This window comes from Kluyvera genomosp. 3 (assembly GCF_011765685.1).
Lineage (GTDB): Bacteria > Pseudomonadota > Gammaproteobacteria > Enterobacterales > Enterobacteriaceae > Kluyvera > Kluyvera georgiana_A.
In genome coordinates this window covers 67,844-79,961 of sequence record NZ_CP050321.1, presented here as the reverse complement: position 1 = coordinate 79,961, position 12,118 = coordinate 67,844, and the positions used below count along the sequence as shown (strand labels likewise).

The window sequence follows — 12,118 nt, the reverse complement described above, 5'->3', positions numbered from 1 at the left end:
TGATAATACAGCCATAATCAAAATTTCTGCTTTTTCTCCTCCACCTTCACTCCCTGTGTTGGCAAGCCGGTATCGTAATCGCGTACCACCGGCGAATAACCATCTTTCGGGCGCGGACGAAACGCGCCCATCCACCGCGGCTGCGCATTCGCTCGCCAGGGTCGCAGGCTCCACTGGTAGGTTCGGAACGGATCGCGAATTTTATCCATATAGTCCAGCAGGGCATCGTGCAAAACATCGCGTACCTGCGCATGCTGCGGGTCATTAATCAGGTTATGCATCTCATGCGGATCAGTGTGCCGGTCGTAGAGCTCGTCGCTGGTAAACAAGTTGAGCACTAGCTTGTAGTGGTCCGTTACCCAACAGCGCACCGGGATGAAGCCGCCAAAGCTGTCATGCTCAATCTCATAGCGGTTAAATTCAACCATCACCCCGCGATCGAGTACGGCATCCAGCACATTATCGCCGGGCAAGATCTCCGGTTTTTCAATACCCGCCAGCGCCATCATCGTCGGTAGTAGGTCAATGTGGCTAACCGGTGCATCCACCTGCGCACGCTCTCCGTGGGGCGAACGCATAATCAGTGGAATTCGTGTGATGTCGTCGTACATCGCAGCGCCTTTGCTGATCAGCCTATGTGCGCCCATCATCTCGCCATGATCGGAGGTGTAGATAACCCAAGTGTTGTCCCGCTGCTCGGGCGTCAGCGCATTGATTACCCGACCAATCTGATCGTCAACAAAGTCGTTGCAGGCGAAATACATCGGATGATGGTAGAGGCCATCTTGCCCAACCGGTGACGGCATGGCCTCCGCCCACAGGCGGTGGTGCTGCGGCTTGTCCGCTAAATTATCTTGCGCTTTGTCACCCAGATCGTAGTAAAAATTCTGATACTTTTGCAGGTACTCTACCGGGCAGGTAAACGGGTGATGCGGCTCATCGTACGAGATGACCATCAGAAACGGTTCATCACATTGCGGGGCTTTCGCAAGATAATCCACCGCGCGCTCGCTGATACGATGCGCCCAGGTGAAGGTTTCATCAATACCGTGCTGCTGTAAGTCCTCCACGCTATTCAAGCCATTACGCCACAGGCCAATCTGTTCTTTGCTAAGCTCGCTGAGGTAATTCGCGCCGTCGTACCAGTAGTCCGCATCCCACTCCGGTGGACATTCGCCGGTGCCAAAATAGTCATGACCATCCAGATGCCATTTGCCGATATAGCAGGTGCGGTAGCCTGCGTCCTTAAAATAGCGGCCCATGGTGGAGATATTTTTTCCTGGCGCGACGTTATTAGTCCACGGCCCGGACTGATTGGCGTAAATGCCAGTAAACAGCCCTGCTCGGGCGGGTGTGCACACAGGGCTACAGGTATATGCGGAATTAAAGCGAATACCTTCCGCAGCCAGCGCATCAATATTATTGGTATTCAATGGCTTGCCGCTATAGCAGCCCACCATATTGGTGGCCTGTGTATCGGTCATAATGAACAGGAAATTGGGACGGCTCATGGTTTTTCCTTAACGTCGGCAGAACAAAACACCGGGAGGGAAAGACGCTCCCGTCGGTGGCAATAAATCAGGTACAGCACAACAGCGGCGGCGATCCCATAGCTGATGATCGCCAGCCAACGAGAGCTATAGCCGCCAAACGTCGCCAGCCCGGCGTAGACACCGATCATCGCGAAAAGAATACCAATGGAGGCAATCTTCACGTGTTTATAGGGCGTCATGTCGACGGCGAACGCGTCCTGGAACTTAAACGGTGTTGCCCGCGGCCAGATGGCGCCGATAATCAGCATCACCACTACGTTGATGCAGAAGGTGCATGCAAGCACGTAGAGGAAATGAAAATTGAAGTGCACCAGATAGTTAATGGTGATGTAGCTGACGATGCCCAGGCCCATTGCCACTTTGGCGGCAATCGCCGGAATGCGCGGGAAGAAAAAGCCCATGATGATGATGGTCACCAGCGGCACGTTGTAAATGCCGTTCAGCTGCTTCATCCAGCTGTACAGCCCCTGCGGCGCGTTGGCTATCCACGGCGCGACCAGCATTGAGATCACCGCCACAATAAGGCCAAAACGGCGGCCAACCTTCACCAGACTTTCGGGGGAAGCCTGTTCGTTGATGACCCGACGATAGATGCCCATGCTGAAGAGCGTCGAGGCGCTGTTAAGGAAGCCGCAAAATGCGCTGATAATCGCGCCGAATAGCACCGCGCTAAAGAAGCCGATCAGCGGTAGCGGCATCACCTTATTAACCAGCGCGGGGTAGGCCATGTCAGCCTTTGGTAAATCCTGAAAAAGATGGAAAGCGATAACGCCGGGCAGCACCAGAATCAACGGATCGAGCATTTTTAATACCGCCGTCAACAGCGCGCCTTTTTGCCCTTCCGCGAGGCTTTTTGAGGCCAGCGTCCGCTGAACGATGCCCTGGTTAGTACACCAGTAGAAGGTATTTACCAGGATTAGCCCGGTGAAGGCAGCACCGATGGGGAGCGGGTCGGCGTTGGTGCCCACTGAGTTAAGCATATGACTATGGTCGCTGGTGAGTCGCGCAATGCCCTGCGCAAAGCTCCCGTGCCCCATGGCAAGCAGGCCAAAATAAGGCACCATCAGACCGCCAATCACCAGGCCAATACCGTTAATCACATCGGCCACCGCGATAGCGCGCATCCCGCCAACCACCGCGTACAGAATGCCGCAAATCCCCAGCACAATCACCATTGCCCAAATGGCTATACCCTCTGAAATCCCAAATGTTTCAGTCACGTGGAACATTCTTCCAAATGCCAGTGCGCCGGAGTAAAGGATGATCGGCAAAAAGCAGATTCCGGTGGCAATCAGGAAACAGAAATCGATGATGATACGGGTCGTCTTGTCGTAGCGTTCTTCCAGGAAATCGGGGATCGTCGCAATGCCGCGCTGTAAATAGCGCGGCAGGAAAATCAGCGCCAGAAAAATCAGTGTGACGGCGGAGGTCACTTCCCAGCCCATTACCGACATTCCACTCTTGTAGGCCTGGCCGGTCAGGCCAACCAGCTGCTCGGTGGAGAGGTTAGTCAGCATCAGCGATGCAGCGATAACCGGCGCTTTAAGCGAGCGCCCAGCCAGAAAATACCCCTGCTGCGATCCCGTATCAACTTTGTGGACTTTCCACCAGGTAATTACCGCCACCAGCAGGGTAAATCCAATAAAACTCACTATTTGTATCGTATTCATCTTGCAGCCCTTTTGATTATATCCCGGCGCTAACAAGGTCAGAGGAATAGCGCGTTTTCGGGTTAAGGCGATGAAAATCATAAAACACAAAGCAATGTATCCCTGAGCAATAAAAATTTTGCTAGATTTATCATTTCAGGTTGAGAGCATCATTCGCCGAAGAGAAAATAAAATGAATGGAAAAATACTTAATTCGCATGTAAAAAACGAAACTACGTATAATATTCCGTTAGTTCTGGATGAAAATGTGATCTCAAGCGGAATTTCCCTGCTCTCGCTATGGCATACGTTGGCTGATGAAAGCTACCGTGTGAGCTGGCCACGGGATAAGAAAAAACCGCTGATTGCCAACTCCTGGGTTGCTATCTATACCTTACAGGGCTGCGGTAAGATTTATCTGAGAAACGATACAGAAATTACTTTAAATGGAAACTGTATTATTTTTCTGAGACCTATTGAGATAAAATCCTATCATTGCGTCGGACTTATCTGGGAACAATACTGGATGGAATTTATTCCTACCACTCTGATGCCCATTCCAATATTACAACCAGGAATAATTTATAACGGTGATGTTTATAATAAAGAAATGAATGAAGTTGCCACTTTGATTACCAGCCCCGACCCATTAAAAAACAATCTGGCCGTCGCCTACCTCACCAAAATTATTTATCAATGGATTTGCCTCATTGCCGAAAATGGCAAGAAAGACCGCCAACTTCTCAAGCTGGAAAAGCTGATCGCCCTGCTGCATGCTAATCCACAGAAGCGCTGGAGCGTCGCCGATATGGCTAACGTGATGCAGTGCAGTGAACCCTGGCTACGCCGTCTGTTTGTGCGCTATACCGGCAAAACGCCGAAGGAATATTATCTGGATGCGCAGCTTGAACTGGCGCTGTCACTGCTTAAGCAAGAAGGGAATACGGTGGGTAAGGTCGCGGGAATGCTGAACTTTTTTGACTCATTTCATTTTAGCAAGGCGTTTAAGCATAAGTTTGGTTACGCGCCTTCGACGATACGGAAAATCGACAGCCCGCAGCCAAAAACTGCGGGCTCGCCTGATTAGCGCAACTCTGGCCAATAGTCTTTGTTGGCCTCAATTAAATCATCCAGAATTGCCTTCGCCACCGAGGCGCTCGGCACGGTTTTCGACAGCGTTATCGCCTGCCACAACTTCTGGTATGAGCGCTGCTCCCAGGCATCCACCACCAGTTTTTCCACCATCACCTGCTGGCTCATCATCCCTTTCTGGAAGTGCGGAATATCGCCCACCGTCAGCGGTTCCGGACCGTTGTGGCCCACCAGACAGGGGATTTCCACCATCGCATCGGCGTCAAAGTTATGAATCGCACCGTTGTTAGGGACAATCAGCAGCATCCGCTCCTGGGTGTTGAAGGCGATGGCCGTGGCCAGATCAACGATGTAAGAAGCATGTTCGTCAATCTCTAAATCGCCCGCGGAGGCGTTGCCGGCGTCGATAATCGCCCGGCAGGCGCTGAACACGTTTTTCTCGCGGTGATCCATCACTTCATTCGCGCGGGTACGTTCCGGGTTGGAGTGCGCCACCACATAGTCCGGGAACAGATAGTATTTCAGGTAGGTGTTCGGCATGGTGTCCGGATCCAGCGCCTGTACATCTTTTGCCTTCGCAAAGGTATCGTTCCAGCTGGCTTCGGTATGTGGATCGTTTGATGGTGGAACATAGCCGTATTTAGCGACATGTTCGCGTAATTTAGGCATCAAATCATTGCCTTCTAAATCCTCAATCGATGTCCACCAGCCAAAGTGATTCAGACCATAGTAGCGAACGCGCATCTGTTTACGATCCTGAAGGCCGACAATCTGTGCCATTCGTCCTTCAATACCGATAGGCATATCGCAGATATTGAGGATTTTAGCGTTCGGGCGCAGACGGTTCGTCGCTTCCGCCACAATCGCCGCCGGGTTGGAGTAGTTCAGCATCCAGGCGTTCGGCGAGTATTTTTCCATATAATCCACCAGCTCCAGCACGCCGCCGATGGAACGCATGCCGTAGGCAATCCCGCCCGGACCGCAGGTTTCCTGGCCCAGCACGCCGTGGCGCAGCGGAATTTTTTCGTCTTTTTCACGCATTGGGTATTTACCCACGCGGATATGCGCCATCACAAAATCGACATCGGTAAAAGCCGTTTCCGGGTCTGTGGTGTAGCTGAATTCGATATCCGGCGCCTGTTCCTTGAGAACAATTTTGCACGCCTCAGCGATCACTTCCTGGCGAGCGCTGTCGTTGTCATAAAACTTCACTGAGCGGAGTGGAAAACGATCCTGATTCGCCAGCAACATCAGGACGATACCGGGTGTAAATGTGCTGCCGCCGCCTGCGATAACAACTGAGAATTTTTTCATGATACTGCCTCTGTCAGAGTGGATTGTTCGGTCGGAGAAGATGCTTTCATTAACATTTCAAGCTGATCGCGCACCTGGGGAACGTGCAGGCCAACAATGACCTGAATCGCGTTGCCGTGACGCACAACACCGTGTGCCCCCAGCGCTTTAAAGACGTCATCCGTTTGCGTTTTCGCCATGTCCTTCAGCCCAATACGCAGTCGGGTTGCACAGTTGTTGATGCTTTCGATATTGGCTGCGCCGCCCAGTGCCTGCAGGAAACCGGCGGCCTGGCCCAACTTAACGTCAGAGGTGGCGCTGGTTTTACCGCGTGCGGCCTGATAGTCGGCTTTGCTGTAGAGCTTAATTTCGCTGTCTTCGCGGCCCGGTGTTTTGAGGTTGAAACGCAGGATGAGCGTCCGGAAGACCAGGAAGTAGAGCGCAGTGAAGCAGAGCCCAATGCCTATCTGGATAAACATCATCGAGGCATGGTTATGGAACATCGGGATCCAGTTCTGCGGCAGGAATTGGTCCAGCAGACCGCCGCCCATATTCCCCACCACGCCGCACATGTACATCACCGTCGCCATCGTCGCGGCCAGAACGGCGTGAATGGCAAACAGCAGAGGAGAGATAAACAGGAACGTAAATTCCAGCGGTTCAGTGATGCCCACCAGTACCGCCGTCAGCGTTGCCGGGATCAGCAGACCCGCCACTTTCATCCGGTTTTCAGGCGCGGTTGTGAAATACATGGCCAGCGCAATCCCCACGGAACCAAACACTTTGGAGTTACCGTGCAGCGCGAATCCACCTTCAGGGAACAGCGCTTTCAGCGGTTCGGTGCTTTGGCTGAAGGCCTGCAGATGCTCCGCCCAGTAGACCTGAATTCCGCCTTCAACAACGGCGGGCCCAAAAATGAATGGCCCATAGACAAAGTGATGAAGCCCGGTTGGGATAAGAATGCGTTCAAGGAAGGTGTACACCCAAACGCCCAGCGCGCCCGCGCTACGCAAGAAGGCTTGTAGCGACTCAATCCCCATCTGAACTTTTGGCCAGCCGAGCAACGTCAGCCAGGCGCAGGGAATCATCACCAGGAAAGCGACGATCACCACAAATGACGAGCCCTGGAAGATGCCGAGAAACACCGGGAGAGGTTTGTCGAAATAGCGGTTATGGAGCGCGGTGACGATACCGGAAATCACGATCGCGCCGATAATGCTGGTATCGAGCGTTTTGATGCCGGCAATCATGGTCAGGCCGCTGCCCGCTGTCGGATCAAGGGAGAAATCGACGCCGAAGAAGTGGCCCCAGGTCATTCCCATGGCGTTAATAAAGTAGTTCCACGTCAGAAAACTCACCAGCACCGCCAGGCAAGCTCGACCTTGCGCTTGTTTTGCCAGGCCAATGGGCAGGCCGACGGCAAAAATCAGGGGCATATTACGAAAGACCGTCCAGCCACCTTCTTCAATAATATGAACAATTTGAGCAAATAAATTATCAGGAGCAGTAAGCGCTTCACCGACAAACATCGGGTTGCGTAACATGATGGCGATACCCACCACAATCCCGGCAAAAGGAAACAGCAATACCGGGGTAAACATGGCGCCGCCAAAGCGTTGTATTTGACTGAGCATTGAGCAATCCTCATTTAACAACTCGTAGGGTAAGTGGCCTTGTTATGTTCATCTTCGGCCTGCTACGAGAATAAGAATTCGCCCTGCGGACAACATTCAGCCGGGTTGTGATTCGTGATCGCTTTCATGGTTTTAATTGGAGCAATGTTGTCTACTTTTTTGATAATTAATAGACATCTTCAGTCGCGCTATTTTTGATTTTTAGGCTGTAGCAGCCTAATTATCTGTAATGAATTAGTTTTAAATAAGAAACAGTGGTTCATTAATTTCGTTCCAGAGACGATAAGAGGTCTGGTTGTGATCTATAAATCCATTGCCGACAGATTGCGTTTACGGCTTAACTCATCAGATTTCAATATTGGTAGCCCGTTGCCGGGTGAGAAAAAGCTGGCGGAAGAGTTCGGCGTCGCGCGGATGACCATTCGAAAAGCCATCGACTTGCTCATTGAGTGGGGACTGGTTGTCAGACGGCACGGCAGTGGAACCTATGTGGCGCATAAAGATATTCACCATGAAACGACTAATCTCACCGGCCTGGCGGAGATACTGCGCCAACAAGGGAAAGAGGTGGCCAGCAAGGTTTTGATTTTTGAGATGATGCCCGCACCGCCAGCGATTGCCAGCCAGCTAAGAATTCAGATTAACGAACGGATCTATTTCTCGCGCCGGGTGCGCTACGTGGATGGTAAACCGCTGATGCTGGAGGACAGCTATATGCCGGTGAAGCTGTTCCGTAACCTGTCACTGGTGCATCTGGAGGGCTCTAAGTTTGATTACATTGAGAAAGATTGCGGGCTCACCATCAGCGGCAACTATGAGAGTCTGGCGCCCGTACTGGCCGATAAACAGCTGGCACAGTGCCTGAATGTCCCGGAACAGACGCCGCTGCTGCGTATCACCTCCCTTTCCTACAGCGACAGCGGCGAGTTTCTTAACTATTCCGTTATGTTCCGCAACGCCAGTGAATATCAGGTGGATTACCACCTACGTCGCGTGCAGGCCGTTAACCCATCCCCCAGAACAATACCGCCAGCAGCTGGGGCGTGATAATGCGCAGGAACATCACCAGCGGATACACCGTGGCATAGGAGAGCGCGGCCGCGCCGCTAGTCGCGTGCAGGTTGTTGGCAAAGGCCAGCGCCGGAGGGTCGGTCATGGAACCAGCCAGCATGCCGCACAGGGTCAGGTAGTTCATTTTGGCGAAAATTCGCGCCAGAATGCCAACCGTCAGCAGCGGGATACCGGTGATAAAAATCCCGTAGCCAATCCAGCTTAGCCCTTCGCCGTGAATCAGCGTAGCAACAAAATCGCCGCCGGACTTCAGCCCCACCACCGAGAGGAACAGCACAATCCCCAGTTCGCGCAACGCCAGGTTAGCGCTCGGCGGCATAAACCAGTAGAGCTTGCCGATGCTGCCGATACGACCGAGGATCAGCGCCATAATCAGCGGCCCGCCCGCGAGCCCCAACTTCAATGCCACCGGGAAACCGGGAATAAACAGCGGCACGGAGCCAAGCAGTACGCCGAGTCCGATACCGATAAACACCGGCAGCATCTGCACCTGCTGCAATTTCTGCTGCGCGTTACCCAGCTCTGACGCGACGGCATCGATCGCCGCAGGGCGGCCAACCAGATTGAGGATATCGCCAAACTGCAGGCTGGCATTGCTGCTGGCAACCAGCTCCACCCCCGCACGATTCAGGCGCGAGATGACTACGTCATAGCGCTGTTTATAGTGCAGATCGCGGATTTTCTTACCTAAAACCTTCTCGTTGGTCACAACGACCCTTTCCACTTTCAGGTCGGTCCCACGCGTCGACAGCGAGGTCTCCACCTCTTTACCGATCACCAGCTGTGCGTTATGCAGATCCGCCGCTTCCCCCACCAGGTGCAGCAGGTCTCCGGTTTCAATCAGCGTCGTCGGCGACGGCACCATCAGCGTTTCACCCCGTTTCAGTCGCGAACAGATGATGTTATCGCTGTTGATGACCGGGATATCCTGAATCGCCATGCGATTCAGGTTCGTATTTTCGACGCGAATATTGATGGTTTTGAGGTGCGAATGGCCGGAACCGGCCTGTTCGTCAAACTGTTGAGCCTCTTTTTCTACGTTAATACGAAAGAACAGGCGCACCAGCCACATGGTCAGCAAAATGCCGCAGATACCAAACGGGTAGGCCATGGCATAGCTCATCCCCATTTGATCGACCACGCTGAACGGCTCGCCGAGATCGCGCAGTATTTGCTGCCCGGCCCCTAACGCGGGGGTGTTGGTGACCGCGCCGGAGAAAATGCCCAGCACCACGGGAAGCGGAATAGCGAAGATTTTATGCAGCACCGTGGTGACCAGACCACCGAGGATGACAATCAGAATAGCGAAGAGATTCAGCCGCAGGCCGGAGACGCGCAGCGAGGCAAAAAAACCAGGCCCAACCTGAATACCGATGGTGTAAACGAACAGAATCAGGCCGAATTCCTGAATGAAATGCAGCATCGGGCTGCTCAAGGTAATCCCCGCCTGATCAACAAAGTGGCCGACGATAATCCCACCAAACAGCACGCCACCAATACCAAAACCAATGCCGCGAATTTTGATATTACCAATCCACAGTCCGACCACCGCCACCAGAGCCAGTACGCTGACCGTCAATGCTATATCACTCATAGTATGTTCCCTGTGAATAACATTAATAACACTATGGATTATGTCTGAGTTGTGGGGGGTTGTATGTAGTGCGGCGCACATTACTCAGCCAAATGGGGCTCGCTATTTGGGCACCGCTTTTCCCTTAGCAGCGATTTGTAATTGCTGGATACTTTTCTCGGGGGACGGAAGTGATTCAGGCATGGTGCCACCGAGATCCTGAATAGTCTGACGCACTTTCTGACCCACTTCGTAGTGCGTTTGATTGGCGATTTGCTTGCTATCCACTTCATCGCGACGGAGCTTTTCTTCGGTTTGAGTTGCGCGAAATAGATTGGCGGCTAACTCAGTTGAACCCATATGGTCGAGGATTTTCTGGCTTTTCTTCAAACCTTTACGCTCGTGAATGGCTTTCTGGTCAAGACCACCATAAAGACCTTTGTAGCCATGGTTCTGGAAGATTGCGAAATCAAGCGCGGTTTCAACCCCTGCCTGCTGGGCCGTTTCCACCAGGTGTTTATTGTGTTCTTTAAGCTCATTGCGCAGAAAAAGGCGCTTCTCATCTTCCCGTAGAGACTTAAAGGCATTGTCGTCCTGAAGCTCCTGACGTCGGGTTTGCAAAGCGAAGTAGGTTTGCCCGGCAGCAATAACCGGTTTGGACGGATCGCCATTTTGTACCACCAGGTAACAGGCGTAGCGAGATAGCCTGATGTCTTCAAGATTTCGGTTCGCACCCGATCCCAATTCGACCATTTTGTTGGATTCAACAAAATGGTCAGACGCATGCTGACCACTTGCCTCACATGCGACCACGGCTTTTGAGATAACTTTATGAAAGTTACGCCATTCTTTATAATCAAGTAATGGTCCTAAATCTCGAGCAGACCAAAACTCTCTCCCTTCCCGATCGGTGTTTTTAATCACTTCAAACGGCTGTTGCTCATTCATAACATGTCCCTTGTTTTAATATACCCACCTGAGTGATCATTTTTTAATCTGAAACACCCGTTGCAGCAAGGGGAATAAATGTGGTGTCACGCGCAAAAAAAAGCCCCGATTTCTCGGGGCTAATTGGGCAATTAGCGTTAGCTATTCAGCGCCGGACGCTCGCTAATGGCGATGCGCTGCGGAGCGATAGCTTCCGGCTCGTTGCGGGTTAAATCGATATGCAACAAGCCGTTAGTAAAGGTGGCGCCGGAAACTTCCATATTTTCCGCAAGGGTAAAGCTCAGGCTAAAGGCTTGCATCACCAGCCCCTGGTGCAGCCATTTGGTCTCTTTTTCCTGTGGCTGCGGCGTGCCCTTAACGGTCAGGCGAGTACCTTCCAGCTGTACGTCCAGATCTTCCTGACGGAATCCCGCTAACGCCAGCGTAATGCGGTAGTGGTTATCGTCGCTTTTTTCGATGTTGTACGGCGGGAAGCTCTGACCTTCGCTGCTGCTTTGCAGCGCATTCGCCAGTTTGTCGAAACCGATCCATTGACGCAGCAGAGGGGATAAATCGTAGTTACGCATTGTGTTTCTCCTTCTAAGAAGCGAGTAAATACCTTCCGGCTCCCTATCGGCAAGCCAGTTGATGCACAGGGCCGCGCGGGCGGCCCGCAAGAATTAGTTAATTTCGATACGGCGCGGTTTGTTCGCTTCCGGAATCACGCGTTCCAGTTCGATATACAGCAGGCCGTTCACCAGGTTAGCGCCACGTACGTGGATGTTTTCCGCTAACTGGAATTTGCGTTCAAAGTTGCGCTCGGCAATACCTTGATAGAGATAAGTCCGTTCTTTTTGTTCTGCGGCATGCGCGCCTTTCACCACCAGCATGTTGTCCTGGGCGGTAATTTCCAGCTCGCTTTCGGCAAAACCGGCCACGGCAATCGCGATGCGATAGTGATTTTCGTCTACCAGTTCAACGTTGTACGGAGGGTAACCGCCGTTGCTTTGCGTTTGATTGTTTTCTAACAGGTTGAACAGGCGATCAAAACCGATGGCAGAACGGTATAACGGGGATAAGTCGAAGTTACGCATAATCAAATAGCTCCTGAAAATCAGCGAGAAATAGTGGACCTTCCATCGTGGACAGGTCGTGAAGCCCGAACACCCCGCAGGCGTGTTCTTCCCGGCTACACCTATAAAATGAGGGGGAAAGAACCTTTTTCAAGCCCCAGTGTCTGACTTTTTTTGCACTTTCCCGGAGAAGGCTTACACTGGGTGAGAGCACGAAAGGCCAAATTGCGACAGCCGCCACAGAGCGGTAAGC

General features: G+C 52.4%; 10 protein-coding genes and 1 other annotated feature. Of the genes, 2 read left to right on the top strand and 8 right to left on the bottom strand.

The genetic code is table 11. The features are described 5' to 3' along the window. Positions 1-17 precede the first annotated feature (17 nt). Entirely contained in the window at positions 18-1,511 is a 1,494-nt protein-coding gene (locus GY169_RS00355) for a sulfatase-like hydrolase/transferase (protein WP_167574699.1), read from the bottom strand. Further along, positions 1,508-3,223 (bottom strand): solute:sodium symporter family transporter, encoded by a 1,716-nt coding sequence (locus tag GY169_RS00350; protein WP_167574698.1) that lies wholly within the window; start codon positions 3,221-3,223, stop codon positions 1,508-1,510. The genes GY169_RS00355 and GY169_RS00350 overlap by 4 nt, the downstream gene beginning before the upstream one ends. Before the next feature lie 172 nt (positions 3,224-3,395). On the opposite strand from GY169_RS00350, the gene GY169_RS00345 reads away from it, so the two are divergent. Further along, positions 3,396-4,289 (top strand): helix-turn-helix transcriptional regulator, encoded by an 894-nt coding sequence (locus tag GY169_RS00345; protein WP_167574697.1) that lies wholly within the window; start codon positions 3,396-3,398, stop codon positions 4,287-4,289. On the opposite strand, the gene GY169_RS00340 is transcribed toward GY169_RS00345, so the two are convergent. Continuing rightward, on the bottom strand, positions 4,286-5,608 hold the full coding sequence (locus GY169_RS00340; RefSeq protein ID WP_167574696.1) for a 6-phospho-alpha-glucosidase: 1,323 nt from the start codon (positions 5,606-5,608) through the stop codon (positions 4,286-4,288). The two genes, GY169_RS00345 and GY169_RS00340, sit on opposite strands and share 4 nt — an antisense overlap. Further along, positions 5,605-7,221 (bottom strand): alpha-glucoside-specific PTS transporter subunit IIBC, encoded by a 1,617-nt coding sequence (locus tag GY169_RS00335; RefSeq protein WP_167574695.1) that lies wholly within the window; start codon positions 7,219-7,221, stop codon positions 5,605-5,607. The genes GY169_RS00340 and GY169_RS00335 overlap by 4 nt, the downstream gene beginning before the upstream one ends. A gap of 297 nt (positions 7,222-7,518) precedes the next feature. On the opposite strand from GY169_RS00335, the gene GY169_RS00330 reads away from it, so the two are divergent. Continuing rightward, complete coding sequence (locus GY169_RS00330; RefSeq protein WP_163447653.1) at positions 7,519-8,268, top strand: GntR family transcriptional regulator; 750 nt, start codon at positions 7,519-7,521, stop codon at positions 8,266-8,268. On the opposite strand, the gene GY169_RS00325 is transcribed toward GY169_RS00330, so the two are convergent. From GY169_RS00325 to ibpA, 4 genes are all read right to left on the bottom strand, one after another. Next, positions 8,225-9,886 carry a putative transporter gene (locus GY169_RS00325; RefSeq protein WP_163447652.1) on the bottom strand — a complete coding sequence of 554 codons (1,662 nt, stop codon included), beginning with the start codon at positions 9,884-9,886 and terminating at the stop codon, positions 8,225-8,227. The two genes, GY169_RS00330 and GY169_RS00325, sit on opposite strands and share 44 nt — an antisense overlap. 102 nt (positions 9,887-9,988) lie before the next feature. Then, entirely contained in the window at positions 9,989-10,813 is an 825-nt protein-coding gene (gene dinD / locus GY169_RS00320) for a DNA damage-inducible protein D (protein WP_167574694.1), read from the bottom strand. A gap of 137 nt (positions 10,814-10,950) precedes the next feature. Continuing rightward, entirely contained in the window at positions 10,951-11,379 is a 429-nt protein-coding gene (gene ibpB, locus GY169_RS00315; RefSeq protein ID WP_064540697.1) for a small heat shock chaperone IbpB, read from the bottom strand. Positions 11,380-11,472: 93 nt separating this feature from the next. Then, positions 11,473-11,886, bottom strand: coding sequence for a small heat shock chaperone IbpA (ibpA, locus tag GY169_RS00310; protein ID WP_015343937.1), 414 nt, complete (start codon positions 11,884-11,886; stop codon positions 11,473-11,475). Then, positions 11,880-11,955 (bottom strand) — a sequence feature (ROSE (Repression Of Heat Shock gene Expression) occurs in the 5'-region of heat shock genes and acts as an RNA thermometer to modulate expression.). (Overlaps the previous gene by 7 nt.) Positions 11,956-12,118: the final 163 nt, after the last annotated feature.